The organism is Streptomyces spiramyceticus (genome assembly GCF_028807635.1).
Taxonomy (GTDB): domain Bacteria; phylum Actinomycetota; class Actinomycetes; order Streptomycetales; family Streptomycetaceae; genus Streptomyces; species Streptomyces spiramyceticus.
This window is the reverse complement of record NZ_JARBAX010000002.1, coordinates 322,039-348,348: the sequence shown is the minus strand read 5'-3', so window position 1 is coordinate 348,348 and position 26,310 is coordinate 322,039. Positions and strand designations below refer to the sequence as shown.

18 protein-coding genes and 2 pseudogenes are annotated in these 26,310 nt (G+C 66.1%); 4 read left to right on the top strand and 16 right to left on the bottom strand.

Translation table 11 applies throughout. The features are described 5' to 3' along the window. Positions 1 to 117 precede the first annotated feature (117 nt). The 3 genes from PXH83_RS25090 to ngcE form a co-directional block, all read right to left on the bottom strand. Positions 118 to 1,044 (bottom strand): carbohydrate ABC transporter permease, encoded by a 927-nt coding sequence (locus PXH83_RS25090; protein WP_274563354.1) that lies wholly within the window; start codon positions 1,042 to 1,044, stop codon positions 118 to 120. Continuing rightward, entirely contained in the window at positions 1,044 to 1,967 is a 924-nt protein-coding gene (locus PXH83_RS25085) for a carbohydrate ABC transporter permease (protein ID WP_214924115.1), read from the bottom strand. Before PXH83_RS25085 ends, PXH83_RS25090 begins: the two co-directional genes overlap by 1 nt. Positions 1,968 to 2,049: 82 nt before the next feature. Next, entirely contained in the window at positions 2,050 to 3,495 is a 1,446-nt protein-coding gene (gene ngcE, locus PXH83_RS25080; RefSeq protein ID WP_274563353.1) for an N-acetylglucosamine/diacetylchitobiose ABC transporter substrate-binding protein, read from the bottom strand. Between the two features lie 466 nt (positions 3,496 to 3,961). On the opposite strand from ngcE, the gene PXH83_RS25075 reads away from it, so the two are divergent. After that, positions 3,962 to 7,768 (top strand): GH92 family glycosyl hydrolase, encoded by a 3,807-nt coding sequence (locus PXH83_RS25075; RefSeq protein ID WP_274565159.1) that lies wholly within the window; start codon positions 3,962 to 3,964, stop codon positions 7,766 to 7,768. A gap of 71 nt (positions 7,769 to 7,839) precedes the next feature. Here PXH83_RS25075 and acnA read toward each other — a convergent pair whose 3' ends face one another. Then, on the bottom strand, positions 7,840 to 10,572 hold the full coding sequence (gene acnA, locus PXH83_RS25070; RefSeq protein ID WP_274563352.1) for an aconitate hydratase AcnA: 2,733 nt from the start codon (positions 10,570 to 10,572) through the stop codon (positions 7,840 to 7,842). Positions 10,573 to 11,028: 456 nt separating this feature from the next. On the opposite strand from acnA, the gene PXH83_RS25065 reads away from it, so the two are divergent. Beyond that, positions 11,029 to 12,558 carry a helix-turn-helix domain-containing protein gene (locus tag PXH83_RS25065; RefSeq protein WP_274563351.1) on the top strand — a complete coding sequence of 510 codons (1,530 nt, stop codon included), beginning with the start codon at positions 11,029 to 11,031 and terminating at the stop codon, positions 12,556 to 12,558. A gap of 133 nt (positions 12,559 to 12,691) precedes the next feature. On the opposite strand, the gene PXH83_RS25060 is transcribed toward PXH83_RS25065, so the two are convergent. The 6 genes and pseudogenes from PXH83_RS25060 to PXH83_RS25035 form a co-directional block, all read right to left on the bottom strand. After that, complete coding sequence (locus PXH83_RS25060; RefSeq protein ID WP_420803246.1) at positions 12,692 to 13,864, bottom strand: tyrosine-type recombinase/integrase; 1,173 nt, start codon at positions 13,862 to 13,864, stop codon at positions 12,692 to 12,694. Positions 13,865 to 13,993: 129 nt separating this feature from the next. Beyond that, complete coding sequence (locus PXH83_RS25055; RefSeq protein WP_274563350.1) at positions 13,994 to 14,305, bottom strand: helix-turn-helix transcriptional regulator; 312 nt, start codon at positions 14,303 to 14,305, stop codon at positions 13,994 to 13,996. A 124-nt stretch (positions 14,306 to 14,429) separates the two neighbouring features. Further along, complete coding sequence (locus PXH83_RS25050; protein WP_274563349.1) at positions 14,430 to 15,227, bottom strand: site-specific integrase; 798 nt, start codon at positions 15,225 to 15,227, stop codon at positions 14,430 to 14,432. Positions 15,228 to 15,705: 478 nt separating this feature from the next. Beyond that, positions 15,706 to 16,452, bottom strand: a pseudogene (locus PXH83_RS25045) (IS256 family transposase); the annotation flags it as partial. A 27-nt stretch (positions 16,453 to 16,479) separates the two neighbouring features. Further along, entirely contained in the window at positions 16,480 to 17,658 is a 1,179-nt protein-coding gene (locus PXH83_RS25040; RefSeq protein ID WP_274563348.1) for an IS30 family transposase, read from the bottom strand. Positions 17,659 to 17,710: 52 nt separating this feature from the next. Then, positions 17,711 to 18,217 (bottom strand): annotated as a pseudogene (locus tag PXH83_RS25035) (transposase); the annotation flags it as partial. 270 nt (positions 18,218 to 18,487) lie between these two features. Here PXH83_RS25035 and PXH83_RS25030 point away from each other — a divergent pair. Further along, a complete protein-coding gene (locus PXH83_RS25030; protein WP_274563347.1) occupies positions 18,488 to 18,742 on the top strand; it encodes a hypothetical protein in 255 nt (84 codons plus the stop codon). A gap of 46 nt (positions 18,743 to 18,788) precedes the next feature. On the opposite strand, the gene PXH83_RS25025 is transcribed toward PXH83_RS25030, so the two are convergent. Next, positions 18,789 to 19,262, bottom strand: a complete 474-nt coding sequence (locus PXH83_RS25025; RefSeq protein ID WP_274563346.1) for a hypothetical protein — start codon at positions 19,260 to 19,262, stop codon at positions 18,789 to 18,791. A 201-nt stretch (positions 19,263 to 19,463) separates the two neighbouring features. Here PXH83_RS25025 and PXH83_RS25020 point away from each other — a divergent pair. After that, positions 19,464 to 20,272 (top strand): IS5 family transposase gene (locus PXH83_RS25020; RefSeq protein ID WP_420803245.1). Its coding sequence is split into 2 segments (ribosomal slippage): positions 19,464 to 19,781 and positions 19,784 to 20,272, totalling 807 coding nucleotides; the frame shifts between segments, so codons are not numbered across the junction. Between the two features lie 192 nt (positions 20,273 to 20,464). On the opposite strand, the gene PXH83_RS25015 is transcribed toward PXH83_RS25020, so the two are convergent. From PXH83_RS25015 to PXH83_RS24995, 5 genes are all read right to left on the bottom strand, one after another. Then, entirely contained in the window at positions 20,465 to 21,865 is a 1,401-nt protein-coding gene (locus PXH83_RS25015; protein ID WP_274563344.1) for an isoprenoid biosynthesis enzyme family protein, read from the bottom strand. 152 nt (positions 21,866 to 22,017) lie between these two features. Beyond that, positions 22,018 to 23,112, bottom strand: coding sequence for a polyprenyl synthetase family protein (locus PXH83_RS25010; protein WP_274563343.1), 1,095 nt, complete (start codon positions 23,110 to 23,112; stop codon positions 22,018 to 22,020). Positions 23,113 to 23,429: 317 nt separating this feature from the next. Continuing rightward, positions 23,430 to 24,599 carry an NAD(P)/FAD-dependent oxidoreductase gene (locus PXH83_RS25005; RefSeq protein ID WP_274563342.1) on the bottom strand — a complete coding sequence of 390 codons (1,170 nt, stop codon included), beginning with the start codon at positions 24,597 to 24,599 and terminating at the stop codon, positions 23,430 to 23,432. A 63-nt stretch (positions 24,600 to 24,662) separates the two neighbouring features. Then, positions 24,663 to 24,806, bottom strand: a complete 144-nt coding sequence (locus PXH83_RS25000; protein WP_274563341.1) for a hypothetical protein — start codon at positions 24,804 to 24,806, stop codon at positions 24,663 to 24,665. Between the two features lie 13 nt (positions 24,807 to 24,819). Continuing rightward, positions 24,820 to 26,292 (bottom strand): SagB family peptide dehydrogenase, encoded by a 1,473-nt coding sequence (locus tag PXH83_RS24995; protein ID WP_274563340.1) that lies wholly within the window; start codon positions 26,290 to 26,292, stop codon positions 24,820 to 24,822. Positions 26,293 to 26,310 lie beyond the last annotated feature (18 nt).

Genomic DNA, 26,310 nt, shown 5'->3' with positions numbered 1-26,310 from the left:
TTGGGGTTGCTTCGCGTCAAGACCTTGAGCGTTGTGACACAGCCCGCTGAACGCAGAACCGCCCGTCGGCGTCATGCCGGCGGGCGGTTCGTACTGAGGCAGGAAACCCCGGTGGCGCTACTTCACGGCGCCCGCGGTCAGGCCGGCGACGACCTGGCGCTGGAAGATGATGTACGCCGCGAGGACGGGCAGCATCGCCATCACCAGACCGGCGAAGAGCCCCGACCAGTCGCCCTTGTATCCCTGACTGGTCGCGAGCTCGACCAGGCCCTGGGAGAGCACCCGGTTCTCCGGGTTGTTGTTGAGCACCGTCGGCAGCATGTACTGGTTCCACTGCCCCAGGAAATTGAAGATGCCGACGCTGATCAGGCCGGGCTTGGCCATCGGCAGCATCACCTGGAAGAAGGTCCGGGTGTGCGAGGCGCCGTCGATCATCGCCGCTTCCGCCACTGAGCTGGGCAGCGTACGGAAGAACGACGTGAGGAAGAAGACGGTGAAGGGCAGCGAGTACGCGATGTAGACGAGGATCAGGCCGGGGATGGTCTCCAGCATCCCCATGTTCTTCAGTACGTAGAAGAGCGGCACCAGGGCGAGCATGATCGGGAAGCTCATTCCTCCGACGAAGAGGAAGTAGATGAAGCGGTTCCCGGGGAAGTCGAAGCGGGCGAGGACGTACGCCGCCATGGAGCCCAGCAGCAGCGTGCCGACGAGCGAGCCGCCGACCACGATGACGGTGTTGAAGAAGTAGTCGCTCATGTGCGCTTCGGACCAGGCGCGCGACCAGTTCTCGAAGTGCAGCTTGTCCGGCAGCGAGAACGGCGACTCGAAGATCGACGCGTCGTCCTTGAAGGACGTCATCACTGCCCAGAGCAGCGGCATGACGACCATGAAGGCCCACAGGATCAGGACGCCGTGCGAGAAGACGTTGAGCGTGCTGCCGCTCACGTCGCGCCGCTTCCTGGCGGGGTCCGTGACGGTCGCCTTCTGCACCGGCGGGCGGTCCGCGGCGCCGACGTCGGCGGGAGGGGTGTCAGTGATCTTCATCAGAACTCCAGCCGCTCACGCCGGCCCAGTCGCATCACCAGGGCCGCGAAGGCCAGGGTGATGACAAGGAGGGCCACTCCGATCGTTGTCGCATAGCCTGCCTGGCCGTCCCGGAACGCCGTCTGGTAGACGTACAGCACCAGGACGGTCGTCGAGTAGTCGGGACCGCCGGGCCCCACGGTCATGATCTGGACGACCGCGAAGGATTCCGCGCCGAGGGCGAGGATTCCCAGGTAGACCCAGCCCGACTGCACGGTGTCCCAGAGCAGCGGGATGGTGATCCTGAAGAATGTGGTGACCCGGCTGGCGCCGTCGAGCAGGGCCGCCTCGTAGAAGTCCCTGGGAATGGACGCCATGCCCGCGGAGAAGAGCACCACGAAGAAGCCCACGGTGGCCCAGACCATCACTGCCATGACTGCCCAGATGGCGATGTCCGGGTCACCCAGCCACTGCGGCTGAATGCTGTCGAGACCGATCGCTCTCAGCAGTCCGTTGATGGCGCCTTCGTTCGGGTTGTACGCGAAAGCGAACAGCACGGCGACGATGGCGATCGAGAGCACCTGCGGGAAGAAGTAGGCGACCTTGTAGAAGGACGAGCCCCGGACTCCCGCGATGGCGGCGCCCTTCCGGCGCCGCCCGCCCACATTGATCATGAAGGCGAAGAAAAGCGCGAGGCCGAGCGTCACCAGCGGCAGCAGTAGCGCGAAGAGCAGGCTGTGCCCCAGAGAATCCCAGAAGATCTGGTCTTCCAACATTCTGCTGTAGTTGTCGAAGCCGACCATTTCGAAGTCCGGGCTCAGGCCGGTCCAGTCCGTGAACGAGTAGTAAATGGACTGGATGAACGGCCAGATGACGAAGATTACATACAACGCCAATGGGGCTCCCAAGAACCCCGCAATGAACCGGTACTTGCCGTGTTGCATGGTTACCGACCCCGCTCTTCGGGCGTGTGCCGCCGCTGATTCTGCGATCTCCCGGGGGCCCGCCCCCGGACCCCCGGGGTACTCACTGGTGCTTGTAGTGCTTGATCGACTGATCCTTGGCCGCCGCGTCGGCAAAGCCCTGGATCTTCTTGATGGTCTCCGCCGGAGTCGCGCGGCCGGCCATCATCTCGCCGAGACCGGCGACACCGATCTGCTCCTTCTGGAGCTTCACATACCAGTCCTGCAGGCGCGGGTTCACAACATTCGCGCCGGCCTTTTCGAGGGCGGCGCTGGCCGAGGTGAGGCCCGGGGTCAGCTCGATGCCGTCGGTGCCGCCGTTGAGGGCGGTCAGGGACTTCACGCTCTGGGTGAAGTTCTTCGACGACGCCTCGCTGAGCATGATGCGCAGCTGCTCCATGCCGCCGTCGGGATTCTTCGCCGACTTCGGGACGATGAACGGCTCGCCGCCGGACGCCCAGATGGTGCCGAAGGGCAGCTTGTCGGAGCCGTCGAGGCCGGACGGTGCGCCGACGGACAGCTTGAAGTCGGCCGGCATGGTCTTGGACGCCTCGTTCTCCACCCATGAACCGTTCGGGATGAAGAGCGCCTTGCCCTTGGTCCAGGCGGTCTGCGACTGGATGTGGTCGATGCTCGGCGTGCCCTTGAGGATGTAGCCCTTCTTGAAGAGCTCGTAGTACGCCTCGAAGGCGGCCTTGACGGCCGGGTGCTTCCAGGCGTTGGGCTCCAGATTGTCGATGGCGTCGAGGACTTCGCGGCCACCGATCTTGGCGATGAACGGGTAGAGCGAGAAGGGGATGTAGTACGGGTGCTTGCCCGCGTACGTCCAGCCCGCGATGCCCTTCTTCTTCGCCTTGGCGCACAGCGCGAGCATGTCGTCCCAGTTCTCCGGGTACGTCGCGTCGAGCTTCTCCAGCGCGGTCTGCGAGTACCAGACCCCGTAGACGGTGTACGCGTAGTACATGATCCAGACCGGGTCGCCGTCGAACTGGCCCATCTCGACGATGCCGGGCCGCAGCGTGTCGCGGACCTTCTTGCTCGGGTCGTCGATGGAGGCGGCGTCCAGCAGCGGTGTGAGGTCGGTGAGCTGCTTCTTGCCGACCAGGACGCCCATGTCCATCTGCTCGGCGCCCGAGTTGTCGATCAGGTCCGGGGGCGTGCCGCCGTTGAACCTCGGCTGGAGCTGCGAGCGGATCTTCTGCGTGGAGGAGAACTTGATCTGTGCCTTGGGGTACGTCTTCTCGTAGACGGCCTTGGCGTCCTGGGCATACTTCGTGCCGAACCCGCCGTCGAAAATGACAATTTCGAGCGGGGCGCTGTCATTGACGCCCAACGGGTTCTTGTCCGTCTTCTTGCCCTTGTCGACCTTTTCGTCGCCGCCGCTGTCACTGCTCGCACAAGCGGACAGGAAGCTCATCGTCGGAACAGCGATCAGGCCGAGTGCGGCAGACCGCTTGATCAGATTGCGACGGCCAAGGCCCTCATTGTTGTGGGCGGAGGTGGATCCCATGCTCAAGTCCTCGCCTTCTCCAGGACTCAGGCGGTGTACCGGTCACCCGTCGATATTCGCCTAGGCGAAGGGCCCCGCCACCGCGGTCAAATGACGCTGGGTCGTGCAGAGTTGCAGAAGATACGGAACATAGCGTCAGGCAGCCGCCCGAGGCGACTTCCCACGCTGTCCCCGTCCCCCTGGCCCGCTGCCAGAAAGCGGCGTTGCAGACGCCGACAGGTATAGTCCACTTCCCGCCAGCTGAGCAAGATCGAAAGCAGGTTTGGGCGGCAGTCTTTCCCGAGTTGAGACCTCGCGGATATCTGGAAGGCGCACGTAGTCGCCTGTGCGGCTGCGCAAAACCGGCGCGCCCCCTTCGTCTCCCCTGCCGCGTACAACACCCTTGACACCATCGGTGACTTGACTCCCTACTGGACCCCGTGAACCGCTCATGACAACGTTGTCCAAGGGGAGTCACATGTCCGGGATGCAGCACAGACCTCGGCACGGACAAGGCCGCACAGCGGCCGCCATCGCGGCGGCCGCCCTTCTGCTCGTCGTCACGGCCCCTTCCGCGGCCGTCGCCCAGCCCGCCGAACCCGCACCGCCCGAGCGCGCGTTCAGCTCCTCCTTCGAGGCGGACGAACCTCAGCCGGAATGGCGTAATACTGTGGAAACCGGACCGGACGGCTCCAAGCGGACATCCGGCGTCGACGGTGGCTTCACTTCCGGGATACCGGGCAATGTCACCGACCACGTCACGGACGTGCGCGCGAGTGCGGAGAATGTCCCGGGCGGCGAGATCAAGGAGAATCTCGTCGACACCCAGCCGGGCACCAAGTGGCTGGCCTTCGAGCCCACGGCCTGGGTCGAGTTCGACACGGACGAACCGGTCAAGGTCGTGACATACGCCCTGACTTCGGCAAATGACGCCCCGGAGCGTGACCCGAAGGACTGGACGCTCAAGGCCTCCGCCGACGGCAAGGAGTGGAAGACCCTGGACTCCCGCGAGGGCCAGAGCTTCCAGAAGCGCTTCGAGACGAAGACGTACGACTTCCAGAGCGACACCGCGTACGCGCACTACCGCCTGGAGATCACCAAGAACAACGGCGCGGCAAACATCACCCAGCTGGCCGACGTTCAGTTCTCGAACGGTGACACCAGCGTGCCCGTCCCCGAGGACATGCGCAGCCACGTGGACCGCGGTCCCGGCGGCTCGCCGACCGCGAAGGCGAACGCGGGATTCACCGGAAAGAAGGCACTGCGTTACGCCGGTACGCACAAGCCGGACGGCCGGGCGTACTCGTACAACAAGGTCTTCGACGTCGATACGGCGATCACTCGCGACACCGAGCTCTCCTACCGGGTGTTCCCTTCGCTGCCGGAGACCGACCTGAACTACCCGGCCACGAACGTGTCGGTGGACCTCGCCTTCACCGACGGCACCTATCTGAGTGACCTCAAGGCCGTCGACGCGCACGGCGGGGTCCTCAGCCCGCAGGGCCAGGGCGCCGCCAAGCGGCTCTACGTCAATCAGTGGAACCAGGTCGCGTCCCGGATCGGCGCGGTGGCGGCGGGCAGGACCGTCGACCGGATCCTGGTGGCGTACGACTCCGCCAAGGGCCCGGCGAAGTTCCAGGGCTGGATCGACGATGTGACGATCGCCCCCAAGGCCCCCGAGAAGCGCTTCGACCGCCTTTCGGACTACGCGTCGACGGTCCGCGGCACCAACTCCAGCGGATCGTTCTCGCGCGGCAACACCTTCCCGGCCACCGCCGTCCCGCACGGCTTCAACTTCTGGACGCCGGTGACCAACGCCGCGTCGAAGAGCTGGCTGTACGACTACGCGCGCGCCAACAACGCCGACAACCTGCCGGCCCTCCAGTCGTTCAGCGCCAGCCACGAGCCGAGCCCCTGGATGGGCGACCGGCAGACCTTCCAGCTGATGCCGTCGGCGGCGGCCGGCACCCCGGACACCTCCAGGACCGCCCGCGCCCTGCCCTTCAAGCACAGCAACGAAACGGCGAAGCCGCACTACTACGGCGTCACTTTCGAGAACGGCCTCAAGGCCGAGATGACCCCGACCGACCACGCGGCGATGATGCGGTTCACCTATCCGGGCGACGACGCGAGCGTCATCTTCGACAACGTCACCAAGGAGGGCGGACTGACCCTCAACCCCGCCACCCGCTCCTTCACCGGCTTCTCGGACGTCAAGAGCGGACTCTCCACGGGTGCGACGCGGCTCTTCGTGTACGGAGTCTTCGATGCCCCCGTCACCTCGTCGTCCTCCGAAGGCGTCACCGGCCATCTGCGCTTCGACGCCGGCGCGGACCGCACCGTCACCCTGCGCCTGGCCACCTCGCTCCTCAGCGTCGACCAGGCGAAGCGGAATCTCGCCGACGAGATCCCCGGCTCCGCCGGCTTCGGCCGGATCAAGGCCCGCGCGCAGGACGCCTGGGACGACATCCTCGGCCGCGTCGAGGTCGAAGGCGCGACGCGCGACCAGCTGACGACCCTCTACTCCAGCCTCTACCGGCTGTACCTCTACCCCAACTCCGGCTTCGAGAAGGTCGGTTCCAAGAACCAGTACGCCAGCCCCTTCTCCCCGCAGACCGGCCCCGACACCCCCACCCACACCGGCGCGAAGATCGTCGACGGCGAGGTGTACGTCAACAACGGCTTCTGGGACACCTACCGGACGACGTGGCCCGCCTACTCCTTCCTCACCCCCAAAAAGGCCGGCAAGCTCGTCGACGGCTTCGTCCAGCAGTACAAGGACGGCGGCTGGATCTCCCGCTGGTCCTCCCCCGGTTACGCCGACCTGATGACCGGCACCTCGTCCGACGTGGCCTTCGCCGACGCGTACGTCAAGGGCGTCGACTTCGACGCCACGACGGCGTACGAAGCGGCGCTGAAGAACGCCACCGTCGTACCGCCCTCTTCGGGCGTCGGCCGCAAGGGCATGGACACCTCCCCCTTCCTCGGGTACGCGTCCACCGAGACGCACGAGGGCCTCTCCTGGTCCCTGGAGGGCTACCTCAACGACTACGGCCTCGCGAAGATGGGCCAGGTGCTCTACGCGCAGACGAAGAAGGCCCGCTACAAGGAGGAGTCGGCGTACTTCCTGGGCCGCGCCCGTAACTACGTCAAGCTCTTCGACGACAAGGCGGGCTTCTTCCAGGGCCGTGACCTCAAGGGCGACTGGCGGGTGCCGAGCGAGAAGTTCGACCCGCGCATCTGGGGTTACGACTACACCGAGACCAACGGCTGGGGCTACGCCTTCACCGCCCCCCAGGACTCCCGCGGCCTCGCCAACCTCTACGGCGGCCGCTCCGGCCTCGGCGACAAGCTCGACCGCTACTTCTCGACCCCCGAGACGGCAAGCCCCGAGTTCACCGGCTCGTACGGCAGCGTCATCCACGAGATGACGGAGGCGCGTGACGTACGGATGGGCATGTACGGCCACAGCAACCAGGTCGCCCACCACGCGACGTACATGTACAACGCCGCATCCCAGCCCTGGAAGACGCAGGAGAAGGTCCGCGAGGTCCTCTCCCGCCTCTACACCGGCAGCGAGATCGGCCAGGGCTACCACGGTGACGAGGACAACGGCGAGCAGTCCGCCTGGTACCTCTTCTCGGCGCTCGGCTTCTACCCGCTGGTCATGGGCAGTGGCGAGTACGCCGTCGGATCGCCGCTCTTCACGAAGGCGACCGTGCACCTGGAGAACGGCCGGGACCTGGTGGTCAAGGCCCCCAGGAACAGCGCGAAGAACGTCTACGTCCAGGGCCTGAAGGTCAACGGCAAGTCCTGGAAGTCCACCGCCCTCCCGCACGACCTGCTCGCGCGCGGCGGCACGCTGGAGTTCGACATGGGCGCGAAGCCGTCCGCCTGGGGTACGGGCAAGAAGGCCGCGCCCGTCTCGATCACCCAGGACGACAAGGTGCCGACGCCGCCGTCCGACGTGATCAGCGGATCAGGGGCGCTCTTCGACAATTCGTCCGCCACGCAGGGGCAGTTCGAGTCCGTCGAACTGCCCCTGAAGTCACCGGCGCGAGCCGTCCAGTACACCCTCACCTCGTCGGACCGCACGAAGGCCCCCACGGGCTGGGTGCTCCAGGGCTCCGACGACGGCGAGAAGTGGACCGACGTCGACAAGCGCTCGGGCGAGTCCTTCGCCTGGGACCGGCAGACCCGTGCGTTCACGGTGGACGACCCGGGTACGTACAAGCGCTACCGGCTGGTGAGCGGCGGCGGGGCATCGCTGGCTGAGGTGGAGCTGCTGTCCTGACGCGGGCAAACGCCCGAAGGGCCGCATCCCCTGCGCGGGGATGCGGCCCTTCGGGGCTCAAGCGGTGATGCCTACTTGCGGATCAGCGACCGCAGGACGTACTGCAGGATGCCGCCGTTGCGGTAGTAGTCCGCCTCGCCGGGGGTGTCGATGCGCAGCTTCGCGTCGAACTCGACCGTCTCCCCCGAGGGCTTGACGGCCTTGACCTTCAGGGTCTCCGGGATGCCGCCGTCGTTCAGGCCGGTGACGCCGGTGATCTCGAAGGTCTCCTCGCCGGTCAGACCCAGACCGAGCGCCGAGGCGCCCTCCGGGTACTGGAGCGGCAGGACGCCCATGCCGATGAGGTTCGAGCGGTGGATGCGCTCGTACGACTCGGCGATGACGGCCTTGACGCCGAGCAGCGCGGTGCCCTTGGCCGCCCAGTCGCGGGACGAGCCCGAGCCGTACTCCTTGCCCGCCAGGATGACCAGCGGGGTGCCGGCGGCCTGGTAGTTCTGCGAGGCGTCGTAGATGTACGAGACCGGCGCACCTTCATCGGACCGGGTGAAGTCGCGGGTGAAGCCGCCCTCGGTGCCCGGCGCGATCTGGTTGCGCAGGCGGATGTTGGCGAACGTGCCGCGGATCATGACCTCGTGGTTGCCACGGCGCGAGCCGTAGGAGTTGAAGTCACGACGCTCGACACCGTGCTCGGTCAGGTACTTGCCCGCCGGGGTGTCGGCCTTGATCGCACCGGCCGGGGAGATGTGGTCGGTCGTGACCGAGTCGCCCAGCTTGGCGAGGACGCGGGCGCCCGCGATGTCGGAGACCGGGGTGGTCTCCATCGTCATGCCCTCGAAGTACGGGGGCTTGCGGACGTACGTCGACTCGGCGTCCCACTCGAAGGTGTTGCCGGTCGGGATCGGCAGCGCCTGCCACTGGGCGTCGCCCGCGAAGACGTCCTGGTAGGACTTGTTGAACATGTCCTCGCCGATGGCGTTCGCCACGACGTCGTTGACCTCGGCCTCGGAGGGCCAGATGTCCGTGAGGTAGACCGGCTTGCCCTCGGTGTCGACGCCGAGCGCGTCCTTGGTGATGTCCACCTTCATGGAGCCCGCGATGGCGTACGCGACGACCAGCGGCGGGGAGGCCAGGTAGTTCATCTTGACGTCGGGGTTGATGCGGCCCTCGAAGTTGCGGTTGCCCGAGAGCACCGACGTAACGGCCAGGTCGTTGTCGTTGACGGCCTTGGAGACCTCCTCGGGCAGCGGCCCCGAGTTGCCGATGCAGGTGGTGCAGCCGTAGCCGACGAGGTTGAAGCCGACCTTGTCGAGGTAGGGGGTCAGCCCCGCCTTGTCGAAGTAGTCCGTAACAACCTTTGAACCCGGGGCGAGCGTGGTCTTGACCCACGGCTTGCGGGTCAGGCCCTTCTCGACCGCCTTCTTGGCCACCAGCGCGGCGGCGACCATGACGTACGGGTTCGAGGTGTTGGTGCAGGACGTGATGGCCGCGACCGTCACGGCGCCGTGGTCGATCTCGTACGTCGAACCGTCGGGGGCGGTGACCAGGGTCGGCCGGGTCGGTACGCCGTTGTGCTCGGCCGGCGAGTCGGAGGCCGGGAAGGACTCCTTGCCCGCCTCCTCGTCGTCCTCGACGTAGTTGCGGACGTCCATGGCGAACTGCTGGGCGGCGTTGGCGAGGACGATACGGTCCTGCGGACGCTTCGGGCCGGCGATCGACGGGACGACGGTCGACAGGTCGAGTTCGAGCTTCTCGGAGAAGTCGGGCTCGGCGGCCGGGTCGAGCCAGAGGCCCTGCTCCTTGGCGTACGCCTCGACGAGCGCGACCTGCTGCTCGTCGCGGCCGGTCAGGCGCAGGTACTTCAGGGTCTCGTCGTCGATCGGGAAGATCGCGGCGGTGGAGCCGAACTCCGGCGACATGTTGCCGATGGTGGCGCGGTTCGCGAGGGAGGTGGCGGAGACGCCCTCACCGTAGAACTCGACGAACTTGCCGACGACGCCGTGCTTGCGGAGCATCTCGGTGATGGTCAGCACGAGGTCGGTGGCGGTGGTGCCGGCCGGCAGCTCGCCGGTGAGCTTGAAGCCGACGACGCGCGGGATGAGCATGGAGACCGGCTGGCCGAGCATCGCGGCCTCGGCCTCGATGCCGCCGACGCCCCAGCCGAGCACGCCGAGGCCGTTGACCATGGTGGTGTGCGAGTCGGTGCCGACGAGGGTGTCGGGGTACGCCTGGCCGTTGCGGACCATGACGGTCCGCGCCAGGTGCTCGATGTTGACCTGGTGGACGATGCCGGTGCCCGGGGGGACGACCTTGAACTCGTCGAAGGCGGTCTGGCCCCAGCGCAGGAACTGGTAGCGCTCCTTGTTGCGGCCGTACTCCAGCTCGACGTTCTGCTGGAAGGCGGCGGCCGTACCGAACTTGTCGGCGATGACGGAGTGATCGATGACCAGCTCGGCCGGGGCCAGCGGGTTGATCTTCGCCGGGTCGCCGCCGAGCTCCTTGACGGCCTCGCGCATGGTGGCGAGGTCCACGACGCAGGGCACGCCGGTGAAGTCCTGCATGATCACGCGGGCGGGCGTGAACTGAATCTCCTGGCTGGGCTGGGCCTGGGAGTCCCAGCCGCCGATCGCCCGGATGTGGTCGGCGGTGATGTTCGCGCCGTCCTCGGTGCGGAGCAGGTTCTCCAGCAGCACCTTCAGGCTGTAAGGGAGGCGCGCGGAGCCCTCGACCTTGTCCAGCTTGAAGATCTCGTACGACTCGTCGCCCACGCGCAGCGTGCTGCGGGCGTCGAAGCTGTTCGCCGACACGACAGTCTCCTTCTTCAATGTGCGCGTTTCTACCGCATCCTGCCGCCACGGCCCCCTGGCCATCCGCTAAGGTGAGACTTACTTAGGTCACCCTTAGCGGTCGGCGGCTGCGGTACGCCTTCGGCAGATATCTCGATGTCGAGATAACACTAGTACATGGCCTCGACTCGGTCATGCCCGGACCACGCCTGCGCCCTTTTCATTCTCCGCCCCGAGAAGGAGACCCGCGGCGAGCCCCGACAGCACATTCCTCACCCGCGCATCCGGAGCGGCCTTCAAGCTCGGCGCGGACGGCATTACGTCCGCACGCATACAGCGGCACGAATGCGGCTCACCGACCTCAAGTCGCGTCTCGGCCCTTCCCGCCTTTTCCGCTTCAACCGGAACATTTCACCCCGTCAGTTGACCGGCGCGTCCCAGGAATCCCACATCTCATATGTGAGATAGCCTGCCGTCATGGCAGACGACTATCTCGTACGCATCGGCAAGCTCATCCGTGACGCCCGTCAGCATCGGGGCTGGACACAGACACAGCTTGCCGATGCACTCGGTACCAGCCAGAGTGCCGTGAACCGCATCGAGCGGGGCAACCAGAACATCAGCCTTGAGATGATCGCCCGTATCGGTGAGGCTCTCGACAGTGAAATCGTCTCTCTCGGGTACGCGGGACCGATGCATCTGCGAGTGGTCGGCGGGCGACGCCTCTCCGGCTCGATCGACGTGAAGACGAGCAAGAACGCGTGCGTGGCGCTGCTGTGCGCCTCGCTCCTCAACAAGGGCCGCACCGTGCTGCGGCGGGTGGCGCGCATCGAGGAGGTGTACCGCCTTCTGGAAGTGCTGAGTTCCATCGGCGTACGCGTCCGCTGGATCAACGACGGCAAGGACCTGGAGATCGTGCCGCCCGCCCGTCTCGACATGGACTCCATGGACGCGGAGGCGGCGCGCAGGACGCGGAGCATCATCATGTTCCTCGGCCCGCTGCTGCACCGGATGGACCACTTCAGGCTCCCGTACGCGGGCGGCTGCGACCTCGGCACCCGGACCGTCGAGCCGCACATGATCGCGCTGCGCCGTTTCGGCCTGGACATCACGGCGACGGAGGGGATTTACCATGCGGTGGTGGAGCCGGCGACCGGGCCCGGCCGGCCGATCGTGCTGACCGAGCGCGGCGACACGGTGACCGAGAACGCGCTGCTCGCGGCTGCGCGGCACGACGGCGTGAGCGTGATCCGTAACGCCTCGTCCAACTACATGGTCCAGGACCTGTGCTTCTTCCTGGAGGCGCTGGGCGTACGGGTCGACGGCGTCGGGACGACCACCCTCACCGTGCACGGCGTGCCGAACATCGACGTGGACGTCGACTACTCGCCCTCGGAGGACCCGGTCGAGGCGATGAGCCTGCTCGCCGCGGCCGTCGTGACGGGCTCCGAGCTGACGATCCGTCGGGTGCCGATCGAGTTCCTGGAGATCGAGCTCGCGGTGCTGGAGGAGATGGGCCTCGACCACGACCGCACCTCCGAGTACGCCGCGGACAACGGGCATACGCGCCTGGTGGATCTCACCGTACGGCCGTCCAAGCTGGAGGCGCCGATCGACAAGATCCACCCGATGCCGTTCCCCGGGCTGAACATCGACAACGTGCCGTTCTTCGCGGCGATCGCGGCGGTCGCCCAGGGCCAGACCCTGATCCACGACTGGGTGTACGACAACCGCGCGATCTACCTGACCGACCTCAACCGCCTCGGCGGCCGCCTCCAGCTCCTCGACCCGCACCGCGTCCTGGTGGAGGGCCCGACGCGCTGGCGGGCCGCCGAAATGATGTGCCCGCCGGCGCTGCGGCCCGCGGTGGTCGTGCTGCTGGCGATGATGGCGGCGGAGGGTACGTCCGTACTGCGCAACGTCTATGTGATCAACCGGGGTTACGAGGACCTGGCGGAACGCCTCAACTCGGTGGGCGCGCAGATCGAGATCTTCCGCGACATCTGAACGACGAACGCCGCCGCACCCTCTCTGACCTGCAAGGCAGCGGGTCAGGAAGGGGTGCGGCGGCACCTGTGGGACTTCTCTGGGACTTTGGGCCTGAGCCGGGCTCCTGCGGACGCTGCCCTCCGGGCCGAGGCTACGCGAAGACCGCGTCGATGGCGGCGGTGCCCCGTGCGCCCGCCCGGGGTAGGAAGTGGGAGTACTTCCGCAAGGTGAATCCGGGGTCGGAGTGTCCCAGCCATCGTGCCAGGGAGACGACCGATTCGCCGGCCTCCAGTTCCTCGGAGGCGTAGAAGTGGCGCAGGGCGTGGAAGCCGTGCTCCCGGGACGGCTCCCACACTCGGGACCCGTCCGGGGTGCTTTCCTGCAGCGGAGCGATCACGCCTGCTCCGGCCAGGGCCGGCTTCCAGACGTAGGAGTTGAAGAAATTCCGGTTGATCGCCTTCCGCTCGCGTCCCGTCACCAGGAGGCTGTACGTCCTCGGCCGACGGTGTTTGGCTTCCACAGGCGTCTCTGGGGGACGCGGGTCGTCCCAGGGCAAGGTGACCGGCACTGGTGCGAAGAGCTCCATGTGCCGCTGGATGGCTCGGGCCACGCTTTTGGGCAGGGGCACGTCTCGGACCTTGCGGCCCTTGGGGAGCGCAAAGCACAGCTTCGCTCGCACCATCTTCACCTGGCGCCGGACATGGACGACTTCCTTGGCGAAGTCGATGTCCTCCACACTCAGCCCGAGCGCCTCCCCTTGCCGAAGTCCCAGGCCGGCTCCGATCTCTACAAGGACCCGGTAGCGTTCCGGCATGGCTGCGCGGACGGCCAGCACACGCTCGGGCGGCCACGCCTCGACCCTGCCGGGTGCGGCAGCCGGCGGACCGACCGTGCTGGAGCGGCACGGATTGCGTGCGAGTCGGCGGTCCTCGACGGCGGCCTGGAGGAGGCTGGACAGCGTCGCCCAGACAAGACGGATCGAGGTCGGGCCGAGGTCCTTCTCCAGCCGCTTCTTCCAATTGCGCAGCGTCTCCGTGCCCACGCCGTTCAGCGGCTGGGCACCGAGATGCGGAAGGATGTGCCGACGCACCCGCTGCTCGATGCGCTCGATGGTGGAGGGGTCTCCGCTCTGGGTGGGCCACCAGTGCGTCTCGATGTAGTCCTTGAGGGAGATGGCCCCGTCGCGCGGATCGACGAACTCACCTCGGCGCGCGTCAGTCTGAGCTTGGGCGAGCCAGGTCTTGGCGTCCTGGAGGGTGTCGAACGAGCGGTCCTTGACGCCGGGGATTCCCTTGACGCGGTAGCGGGTGCACTTGCCGTACATCGCCGTGCGTTCGCGCTTGCCGGTCTTCGGGTTGGGGCGCTTCTTCAGCCATCGGTCTTCTATGTAGCCAGCCAGTTGGAACTCCTTGACGAAGGTGGATGGAGACTGTGCTCAACGGCGCACGGAGCGTCAGGCGCTGGGGAAGCGGGTGGACCGCTCCTGGGGACGGGCGTTCAGCGGGTTCAGGACCGTGTTGGACCGCGAGTCGGCCTTCTCCTGCTCGCGGACCCAGGCGACGAGGGCTTCCAGCCTGTACATGACGCGGCCGCGTGGACCCATGCGGAAGCTCGGCGGTCCCTGCCGCCGGTGGCGCCAGACGTAGAGGGTGTGGGGTGAGAGGCCGAGATATTCGGCGGCGTCCTTCACAGTCAGGAACGCCGTGCGTACGGCGCCCGGGGAAGCGGGAGCAGCGGAAGGGACAAGCAACGGTTGCGCAGGCATGGGAGGTTCTCTGTGAGGTGCGGGAGGGAATGGGCCCGGTGGGCGGAGAGCCGGTTTCCGTCCACCCATTGCCCGTGGTGAAGCAGCAGAGGACTTCGCGGACAAGCCGCAGCTCGGCGCCCCGCTACGTGCGGCGCGCAGCCGCCATCGGCTCGCTCCGCACGTCAGGAAGGCGGAGGGCGGCTGCGAGGCGGCCCCAAGGGATCTCAGCCGACGTCGGCTTCCGAAGACAGTGCGCGAAGCGTTCGGCGAGCCGAGGGGCGCTCACGCCGGCGCACTCGGCCACCGCGGCGATGTGCGCTGCGGTCTGGTCACCGTTCCGCAGCCATGCCGCAATGCACGCGTCGCGCAGGTCGGAGACGTTCCTGCCGAGCGGCGAGTCGATTTCGTTTGCTTCCAGCACCGCCGCCCGCGCCTGCCTCCAGACCTTCCGGTAGACCGAACCGGCCAGCGGTCGACCGTCGTCGAGGACGAATATCGCGTCATCGTGGCCGAGATCGCGCCGGGTGATCTCAGTCTTCAAGATTGCCACCAACTCCGGGCATGCGGGAACACGCCGTACAGCACCCGCACCGTCGGCTCCCTCCACGTGGCCCGCTTGCCCCTGAGGGCGAATCAGCAGGGCACCATTGCCCTCGTCAGGAAGTTCCGCGTCTCGGACGCGCAGCGCCAGTGCTTCCGTCGGCCTCAGCGCCGCGAGAGCGATGGACGCCAGGAAGGCCCTCAGCACGAGTCCGTTCTGGGGCTGTTCGGCAACCCAGTCCAGCAGCGAAAAACACTGCCGATTGTTGGGGTGGGCACAGCAGTCGGCTCGCCGCACGGCATCGCGCAGCAACTGAACATCTCCAATGGTCTGGCGAATCGCCGGTTTTGCTAACCGGCGATCGTCGGCTATGTTGCGCCCGTCTGCGTGCTCCGACATCCAGGTGTATGCAGGAATAGCAGGACGTCACCGCGCTTCTCTAGACCGCTCTAGGTTTGCTTACTTCGCCGCGCTATTCCAGTCCGTTGCGCACCCGATGTGTCTGCCGTCGGCGAATTAGCACGCCCCCGGCGTTACAGAGGAGCGCCCTTACCAGCGCACGCTCACCTGGCTGCCGATGCCAAAGAACAGAGCAGGCGTCTTCTAAGCGCCTGGGCTGTTTGCGCATGGCGCAACCCTCTGCCCATCAACGCGTTCGCGACTCTGCAACTGAGGACGGGAACGTCGCGCTTTGACCGCAGGAGCCACCAGGAAGCGTCCGCTACCTCACCCCGTCCCAGTCTCGTTGCCCGATCACCCCGCCAGCGCCGTCGAACAAGACAGAGGCGGACTTCGAACACACGCGCCCATTAGGGTGATCCGACCAATACGCCTCCGAAGGAAAGGGACTGTCAACTTAACGGTGTAACTGGGGTAGTTAGATGTGGGTTGCTGAGAGGCGCCCGTCGAAGGCGATGTCGAACGCCTGCAGGGCTCGCTTCCAGCGGCTGGTCCATCGCTTGCGGCCGGTGCCGGTCGGGTCGAGGCTCATCACCGCGAGGTAGACGCACTTCAACGCGGCCGCCTCCGATGGGAAGTGCCCGCGGGCCCGGACGGCCCGGCGGATGCGGGCGTTCACGCTCTCGATCGCGTTCGTCGTGCAGACGATGCGGCGGATCTCGGCGTCGAACTGCAGGAACGGCACGAACTCGGCCCACGCGTTTTCCCAGAGCCGCACGATCGCCGGGTATTTGTCGCCCCAGGTCTCGGTGAATTCGACGAACCGGGTGGTGGCCGCGTCCTCGGTCGGCGCGGTGTAGACCGGCTTGAGGGCCTTGGCTATCTTGTCCCAGTCCTGGCGGGCGGCATAGCGGAACGAGGCCCGCAGCAAATGGACAACACAGGTCTGGACGACGGTCTTCGGCCAGACCTCGCCGACCGCGTCCGGCAGCCCCTTGAGTCCGTCACAGACCAGCATCAGTACGTCTTCGAGGCCGCGGTTCTTCAGCTCGGTCAGCACCCGCAGCCAGTGCTTGGCGCCCTCCCCGCCGTCGCCGGCCCACAGACCGAGAATGTCGCGGTGCCCCTCGGCCGTGACGGCCAAGGCCATGTAGATCGGACGGTTGGCGACCTGACCGTCCCTGATCTTGACGTTGATGCAATCGATGAACACGACCGGATAGACACGGCGCTTTCCATCAGTGGTTGCGAATCAGGTGGTCAATGGGCCCGCGAGCCATCCTCGCATGGCCTCGGTCGGCGTCTTGTCTCCGAGGACGAGGCGGGGACGGCGGTTGAGCTGACGGGCGACTTCCCGCAGATCGCGGGCACTGTGAACAGTGAGGTCGGTGCCCTTGGGAAAGTACTGCCGAAGCAAGCCGTTGGTGTTTTCGTTCGTACCGCGCTGCCACGGCGAGTGTGGGTCGCAGAAGTAGATCCGTAAGCCGGTCAGCATCTCGATGTCCTCGTGCAGAGTCAGCTCGCGACCCTGGTCCCAGGTAAGCGTCTTGCGCAGTTGGAGAGGGAGGTCCGCGGTCTGCGTGACTAGCGCATTGCGGACCTGCGGAGCCTTCCAGCCATCGGGCAGGTGGATGAGCCGGACGTAGCGGGTGGCGCGTTCCACCAGGGTGCCGATGGCCGAGCCCTGGCTGCGGCCGATGATGAGGTCGCCTTCCCAATGCCCGGGAGTTTTACGGTCGTTGACCTCGACGGGCCGCTGATGGATCAGTGTCATGTTCTTGTTCTTGATCTTGATCTTGATCTTGTTCGGCGACGGAACGCCTCGCCGCTGCTTCTTGCGGCGGATGCGACCGGTGCGGAGCTTGCCGAGCTTGCGGCCGAGCAGGCCGGCGAAGAGGGCGCGGTAGATCGTCTCCGGGCAGGCCCGCATCGCGGGTTCGTCCGTGTACGTTCGGGCGAGGTACCGCGAGACTTGCTGCGGCGACCACTTCTCGGCCAGCTTCTCGCGCACGGTCGTGCGCAAGGACTCGCTCGTCCTGATCTTCTCCGGCTTGGGGCGCTGCCTGCGCAGGAGTGCCTGGTTGTGGGCCCACCAGGGCTGGTAGCGGCCATCAGGCTTGCTGTTGCGCTGAATCTCCCGGTAGACGGTCTGAAAGCTCTTGCCGATCGAGTCGGCGATCTCCTTGACGGACCGCCCGACCTGGAGGCCGTCAGCAATGGCTATCCGGTCGTCCTGGGTAAGGAAGCGCGGCGATGTCGGGCCGAGGTCGGGAACGATCATGCTGCCAGCATCGATGAACCACAGCGAGCCACAGCTAGTGGAGACCCCGACCACCCGGGCGGCAGCGGCACCCTTGTGCCCCTCCCGCAGCAGCTCGAAGTACCGCTTCTTCACCACGGTCGACATCTTGTTGGGCGCGTACTTCGGCATCCGAACGCTCTCCTTCAGGAACGTTCGCAACCACCAATAGAACTCAAGCACGGTCGAGGGGCCGGTTCTGCCACTCGGACATCCCCTCCACCACCGCGTCGGTGATCGTGGAGATGGTGGTCTTGGACACCTCGGCGCCATAGACCTCGGCGAGATGAGCTGAGATCTCACCGTGCGTCAGACCCTTTGCAGACAGAGAGAGGACCATCTCGTCCACGCCGGTCAGCCGGCGCTGCCGCTTCTTGACGATCTGCGGCTCGAACGAGCCCTCGCGGTCCCTGGGCACCTCGATGGCGACCGGGCCGACGTCGGTCAGCACGGTCTTGGACCGCTTCCCGTTGCGGGAGTTGCCGCCGTTCTTGCCCGCCGGATCGTGCTTGTCATAGCCGACGTGGTCGGTCATCTCGCCGTCGAGCGCGGACTCCAACAGCCGCTTCGTGAGCTGCTGGAGCAGTCCGCCCTCACCGGTCAGCTGCAGCCCGTCGGCCTGGGCCCGAGAGACGAGCTCCTCGATGAACTTCTGGTCCACGGCTGCTGCCGATGCCGTCTCCGCGGCCACGGCCCCGGACTCGCCCTTGGCTATGTTCTCGCTGGTCACAGGTGCAATCCTCCATGATCGGATTTACACCGTTCTATTTACAGTCCCCCCGACGGACGTCCTGGCCGTCACCCTCTCGGATGCCAAACCGGCACAACTCCCGGTCTGGACGAGGGACAAACTCCGACTTCGCCGCCGCGTCACCTTGAGTAGTGGCGGCTTCGACAGGACCTGGTCGATCAAGCAGGACGCCCGCTGGAACCGCGGCACCCTGCGACAAATCGCCGAAAGGTGGCAGGTATCCCCCTCTGGCTGCTCAAGCAGATCCTCAACCCGCGTTTCCCCGACTCAGAGCCGCAACCGCGGCTGCCTATGACCGAGGACACCTACCTAAAGATCAAAGCCGACTACTTGCGGGGCCTCACCGCCACGGAGTCGTGGCGCTCTCTCCTCGACGAGCACAACGCCTGGTTCACCCTGACGACCATTACGAAGCTCTACATCAGCTTCGCCCAAGATGCCGACACACTCAGACCCGAACTCTGATGTGAGCCAGGCCACACAAACTTCGATGGCACGTGATTGTCCCGTCTCAATCGATCTGGTCCGTGGCGGCGGCTGCGGCCTGCGGCGACCAGATCGGATGAGACATCCGGCCGAGGCGAATCTCAGTCGACCTGGTCCCGCAACTGCGAATGCGCTGCGTGCGCCCTGCTGGCGACCAGGCCGTCTCATTCGATCGGGCTCGCGGGACCAGGTCATCTGAGACGAGGACCAGATCGACAGAGACGGGACAGTGATCAAAGTTCGGTGGCATAGGACACTCGATGTCCCTTGTCATCGGGCGTTTGACCTGGGATTCCTGGTGGAAGATGGCGTACAGGTTCGGCGGTCTCTCGTGTCCGGGCGGACCACAACCAGCCGCATCGACGATCGAATCGCCGTCGACGACGGTGAGCTGCCACACTTCGAGATCCAGGCCGGGAAAGAGCAGCCTCTCCACCTTCATGACCGCGGCATCCCCCGACTGGAACGGCCCTATAGACGGGACGAGCGCGAAATTCATCGGTCCTGAAGCAGACCGGCCCAGGCAACGACGGACGTAGCCATCACGGAAGCGATGCCGTTGGTGATCTTATCGGGATCCGTTGGCGCTGCACCGTTGCGGCCCGTGCGGTGTGCCGGACCTGTAGAGCTCGTAACAGGATCTTGGTGAGATGTCCTGGTCAGCCGTGACCGGTGTGACGATTCGGCCGTTCGGGATGGTGTGAGTACTCGGCCGTGGATCGTGAACGACGGCTTGTGGGCATTGATCGAGCCGCTGCTGCCGCCCTGGCCGGGGTGGTCGCCGGGGCCTCGGCCGGTGCCCGACCGGCTGTGTCTGCAGGGGATCCTGTACGTCCTGTGCAACGACGTTGCCTGGCAACTCCTGCCGCTGGAACTGGGGTTCGGCTCCGGGCAGACCTGTTGGCGACGCTTGGAGCGGTGGCAACAGGCAGGTGTCTTCGACCAGCTGCACCGGATCCTGCTCGCCGAGTTGAACGTGGCCGGCCGCCTCGACTGGTCCAGGGCCTGCGTGGACGGCTCACACGTCCGCGCGAAAAAGGGGGTGCCGATACCGGTCCGTCGCCGGTCGACCGGCGGAAGACGGGCAGCAAACACCACTTGATCTGCGACGGACACGGCACCCCGCTCAAAGTCATCACGACCGCGGCGAACGTCAACGACGTCACCCAGACCCTCGCCCTCGTCGATGGCATCCCATCTGTGGCAGGCCGCCCCGGCCGGCCCCGCAGGCGTCCGGAAGCCCTGCTCGGAGACAAGGGCTACGACTCGAACCCCAACCGCGATGAGCTGCGCAAACGCCGGATCCTGCCCGTCATCTCCCGCAAGGGCGCACTCAACATCAAAGGCATGGGCAAGCTCTGCTACGTCGTCGAGCAGACCTTCGCCCTGCTCCATCAGTTCAAACGACTCGCCGTCCGATGGGAACGGCGCACCGAACTCCACGACGCCTTCGCCTCCCTCGCCTGCAGTCTCATCTGCTGGCGACGCCTCAAGAAGCACGATTCATGATCCTGTTACGAGCTCGTAGCCAATGAACGCGCTCTCGTCCCACCTTCGGCCAGCTCCCTGGCCTGCCGGGGCGCCGCGTGACCAGCGACCACTCGAACGCGACGGCTCGTGCCGAAGATCACCAACGGCATCCGGAAGCGCGGTAAGAACCCATTACGGCAGTCACAAGAGGTCTCCCTGATCTCGAATGCTTTACTGCGAGAATTTCTCACTCGATGCGCGGGTGATTTTCTCAATGAGGTCCTCCGGGTCACGCGCCATGGCGCGCACGCTCTCTGGCCGAAAGAGGTGCGAAGCGGCCGCCGAGTCTTTGTCGTGTAGGAGCATGTACGCGAGCAGGTGAGCCAGCAGCCCGGCGGGTGCGGAGCACTGCCGTGCCGCTTCCTCGCGCGCCTGCCTCCACTCGGCCACAGACTCGTTGAGGAATTCAACCGCCCGCGCGAAGACGCCATGGCGACGCCAGAGCTTGATCACTTCGGCTGCGGCATCGCGGCTTCCCGCCCCAAAGCCGGCTCGCATAACGGCCGTGAACTCCTCTCGCTGCGGCTGATTCTCGAGCGAGTTCCTCACCTGAAGGGCGCAGAGAAGGAAAACATTCGTATCGCCGGCCATTACGTCCGTAGGGGCCTCATTGGTATCGGTCTCGATATCTGCGAAATCCTCCAACACTGACAAAACGGTACTGACGCTATCGATATGCCTTCGGTAAGCGATCGAGGAGATGGGAGTGATCGCCTCATAGCACGCGAGGAGGCGGGCGACTTCAATCATGGTGAGGATGTACTGCTTGACACGCAGCCAGATCCATGAGGAGTAAGTATCCTCATTGAGTAGTTCAAATAGTGCCCACGCCTCTTTGCCCTCGCCGTACGGCTCATATCCTCGCCTCAATTCTGGGGCCTCGGCGGCGCGGGCGTTGGCTGACCAAGCCTGGTATCCAAAGTAGTAATGCGACCGGCGAATGTAGTCGTCCACGGTGCGGACGATGTCGTCGCGTAGGGGGTGCGTCGCCGGGATCAGACTCTCCACGATGAGCCGCGCTTGTACAGTCAGCAAGCCGGGATCGCTGTATGCCGTGGCGGGATGCGCTCGATGCCAAGCCGTTCGACCGTTTCTCTCCTCAGTCAAATCAACGACGTCGTCGACAATCATCGTGAAGGAGGTGACGTACTCCACCGCCGTTGCCACCGCATAAACAAGCTTCATGTGTCCAGGGGTCTGATAGGCATCCGAAGTGATGGCCCGGTAGAAGTAGATCAAACCCGCTGACGCGAAGCAGTTGTGCCACGGGGAAACATTCCGCGCTAGATACTCACACCAGGCTTGGTTGGCGACGAGTACGGCAGGATCGCGAAGCTCCCCCACCACGGGAATATGAGCGAGATCCAAGTAGACCTGTCGAAATGGCCCCTCAATCTCTTCTTCAATCTGACCGAGAGAAATAGGAGCAGAAGGATTGAGATCAAACGCGCCTTTAGATCGATTGTCGACAGGAAACGCGAGCGCGTCAATCCGAGTCCGATCTGGCAGCGTTAGGAATCGATTCACGAAATCGCTTAGTGCGGAGTTCTCCAGGTCCAAGTATTTGTCCACTGCCAAGATCCTTTCTGCTGAAATACTGCTGTCAATCTCATGCAGTGATGGCAAAGGGGGGGTGGAGGTGCGGGGTTCTCGATCACATCAGTTGGAGACTCGGCGCAGCTGGGTCGCCATGGCGGCCTGCCCACGGCGCTCGGATGGGGTCCTCATACGCTCCGCTCCAGGGCTGTTCCGGCCAGCGTGGAAAGGGCCGCGTGCAGCGGCGGTGCGAGGTCTGCGGCCCCCAAAGCGGCGATGGCCTGCCGGTACCGCGCGCGGATCATGGACTTCACGGTGTCGACCGCACCTACGTCGACCAGGATGCGCCGTACCTGAGGGGCGTTGTTCTCGTCCAGGTCCGCGCTGCCGACCAAGCGGTCGAGGATCCCCCTTTGGCGAGGGGTGGCACGTTCGTAGGCCACGGCCACGAGCACGGTCGGCTTGCCCTGCCGCAGGTCATCGAGTACCGGCTTGCCCGTTTCGGCGGGGTCGCCGAAGACGCCGAGCAGGTCATCGCGCAGTTGGAAGGCTTCGCCGGCGGGCAACGCGTACGCACTCAGTGCCGCACGGAGGTCCTTGGGCGCGTCCGCGAGGGCAGCACCCAGGTGAAGTGGCCGCTCGAAGGTGTACTTCGCCGTCTTGTACCGGGCGACGGCAAGCGCAGTATCGACGTCGCCGGTGCCCCGCAGGGTACTGGTGAGGTCAAGATACTGGCCATAGACGATCTCCTTTCGCATCATGTCGACGAGTGGTAACACGGCAGCCAGCTGGCCGGAGTGAAGGCCAGCTGTGTGCAGCAGTTCGTCCGACCAGGCCAGCGCCAGATCGCCGGCCAGGATCGCCGCTCCCACCCCAATCCTGTCTGCGCGGCTGTCCCCGGGCCTCTCATGCCGCTTGGCCATGGCGCGGTGCACTGTGGGGTGGCCGAGGCGCAGGTCGCTGTCGTCCATTACATCGTCGTGGATGAGCGCGAAGGCGTGGAACAGCTCCAGCGAGGCGGCCACCCGCAGCACCGCAGCGGGCACCCGGCAGCCTGGCGCCGCGGCCTGCCAACCCAGGACGCTCAGCAGAGGACGTAGCCGTTTGCCACCGTTCACGACAAAGGCACACACCTGCGCGAGCAGTTCACCGCAGCCCGGATTCCATGAACAGGCTTCGCTCGTACGAGCATTGAGGAACGCCGCCAGCTCCGCGTCAACCCTGGCCCGTAGCCCGACCAGATCAAGGGCGTCCAGGGAGGAAGGAACAGTGTGCTCTGCCACGTGCCCGCCTCATCGTCACTAAAGCGCCGTCTCTTCATGCTTTCCCCTCCTACGCGGCAGCAAGCGGCGCACCGGGAGCACTGAAGCCATTCAAGAAGCAGGGGTAGCGAACAGGGTTCAGGGGATTCAAGCCGGGTGACCCAGTTCACTCAAACTTCGATGGCACGAGATCAACCTTCGATGGCACAGGACAGAAGGGAACTGACGCGGGGCGGTGACCAGTTCCCAAGGATGATTGGCGTGTGTCCGCCTCGGCCTGTCGCCCGGTGCACGCCGGGTGCCAAAGTACGCGGTCTGCCTTGCCCGCGAAGACGGCGTCAGTTGACGCTGGTCGGTCCGCGGATGCCGGCGAAGGAGCGGAACCAACGATCGATGAAGGCGGGATCGTGCTGGTTTTCGATCATGTGGGAGCGATGCCGGTCGATGTCCAGGCGCGCGGTGAGCAGGGCTTGTTCGTAGGCTTGGGTGAACTCTTCGCGCAGGTGGAGGGCATACTTCGCTAGGGCGCCCTCCACTTGATCGGTGTGCTCAATCGGGCCGTCTAGCTGTTCGACGAGTATTTCGCTCTGGATAAAGGCATCGGTGATGCCCCGAGCGTTGATCGAGTCCTTGGTGTGTGCGGCGTCACCGACCAGGGCCCAACCCGGCCCGTGGGGTTGGCGGAAGAAGTTGGGCTGGTCCGCGCAGCAGTAGAGGCGGTCTTCCTGCCTGGCGCTCGCGAGCTGTTCGTCCAGCTCTGGGGATGATTGCCGCAGCATCTGCTCGTAGGCCCGGTGCCGGTCGCCGTCGACGGTGGCGGGCAGCGTGCGGGAGGACGCCACCGCGATGAGGGTGGCTCCGTCCTGGGTGGGAACGCAGGCGGTTCCCGTGCCTTGCTGGCCGTATGTCCGCAGGCCCTGGTCGGGCATTCCGCTCCAGTAGGAGTAATAAGTGCGGGAGAGCCGGGGGTCCTGGCGCAGGTACGGTGCGCGGACCAGTCGGGCCACGGTGGAGTTGCGGCCGTCGGCGCCGATGACCAGATGGGCGCGCTCCAGGATGGCGGGGCCTTGCAGGGTTGCGTGGCGGACACCGGTGACCCTGCCGTTCTCCCACTCCAGGTCCACGACGTTAGTCCTGGGACGGAACTCCGCTCCGCCGCGGATGGCGGCCTGCACCAGGAGGTGGTCCAGGGCGTAGCGGCGGGGGGCGCAGCCTCCGGTGATCGACCCGAGGGCGGGCGCCGGCCCGGTGAGGCGGGCGCCGGGGGCATGGAAGGAGAAGCGGGTCAGCAGGGGTGCGCCCGTGGCGAGTACCTCGCCCAGCAGGCCCCACCGGTCCAGTCGGGCGAGCCCGGGCTGGTGGATGTAGTGGGTGGACAAGGTGTCGCTGGGGAATTGGGCGCGGTCCAGGAGGAGGACCGTGCGGCCGGCGCGGGCCAGCAGTTGAGCGGTGGCCGCCCCGGCGCAGCGTGCGCCTACGACGATGACGTCGTACATCTCGGTCTCCATCGGGGAGCGGTGTCGTGGGGCAGGCCCGGGACGCGTCCCGGGCCTGCCTGGTTGCGACCGCGATCAGTGCTTCAGCGTGGCACTGCTCTGGCACTGGCAGGCGCAGATGCGGGGGCGGGCGGTCCCGGTCTTGCTGGGGGTACCGGCCGGAACGACCTTGATCTCGCCGACGGGCAGGGAGTCGAGTTCGTTGATGAGCTTGTCCATTGCGGTGTCTCCTTCATCGGTTCGGTGATGCACGGTCGGGGCGGTGCCCCTTCCGCTCCGGTCGGCACGTGAGCGCCGACCCGCTTGGGTGGGGGTGGCCGATGAGCAGGAAGCTCAGCGACCGCCACGGTGTGTCTGCCAGGCCGAGGGCCGCGTCGGTGGCCGCGTTGGTGGCGTCGGAGTGGATGCGCGCGGCCAGGTTGAGGGCGGCGGCGGCCAGGGAGGCTCGGTGGATGCGCATTCCGGTCTCGGCCTGTTGAAGGCGGTATCCCGTATCGCCGTACGTCCTCGCTTGCAGGAGCGGGTCGCCGATGGGGATGAGGGCGGATGCGGCGTGGCGCAGAGCATGGACGGTGGGGGCCGTCAGTGGGCCGGTGTCCAGGTCGTATTGGCCGGTGCCGGTGCCGGTGCCGGAGAGTAGGTGCTGGTCGGGGTCGTAGTGGTAGAAGCCGGGGGTGAGCCCGGTGATGTTGCGGGCGAGGATGTACATGCCCGTCGTAGCAGGGCCGTCGGGGAGGGCGGCGGCAAGGATGTGGGCCAGGTCCTGCACCGTGATGGGGTGCGCCTGGTAGCCGTGGGGTGGGGAGGCTCGGCGGGCGATGCCCTGGCTGAGGTCCAGGGGGTTGCCGCGGGGCAGACGGAGCACGCGTCCGGCGGACGCCGGCGGTTTCTCCTGGAGGGGCGGTTGGGTGGTGGGGAGCGGCCGTGGTCTCCTGGCGGCGGCGTGTAGCGCGGCAAGGTGGGGCAGCAACTGGGTGACCGGTGTGGGCGCTTGGGCCGGGCGTGCCGCAGACCGATCCAGGTCCGGTGGCGCGCCGGGGGTGGTGCGGGTGCCGGTATGGAACGTGAGGACGGCGAGTGTGCTTTCGGCTTCATGGTCCAGGCCCAGCAGGGTGTCGGTGTGCTCACCGTCGAAGTCCGGGTGGACCGAGGCGCTCATGTCCAGCGTCTGGGCCAGGAGCAAAGCTTGGGCGCACAGCGCGCCGACTTCCTGGCATTGCAGCCGGTAGGCGAAGTCGCGGTATTTGAAGCCGCTGCGCCAGAAGACGGTTGTCAGCACCAGCACTGCTTCCGCGTCGGCTGCGGGCATCAGTAGCTTGCGGTGGTCGCCGTCGCGGAGCGTCTCCAGGGCGTGGTGGACGGTGTCGTAGTGGTGCAGGGCCGTGTCATCGGCCAGGTACGCCTCGATCGGGTACAGCGCGCCGCCCGAGGGGACCGGGCGGGCAACCCGGACGATCGCGGGGCCGGGCCCGGCCGTGGGCTCTGTGTCGTTGCGGTGCTGCCAGTTCAGGCGGGTCAGGCCGAGCAGGTGGTAGAGCAGCTCGCCTTTCCATGCGTGCCGGCCGCTGTGGGTCAGTCGAGTGCGCGTGGTGTCGGGGTAGTGCTTGTAGCGAGGAGGCGCCGAACTGGCGTCGACCAGGGCTGCCAGCGGGTCACGGACGGCAGCGAGGTAGCGGCGGGTGGCCTGACCGTCCGAGGTAGGCATGGGGCAGGTGTCCTTGGG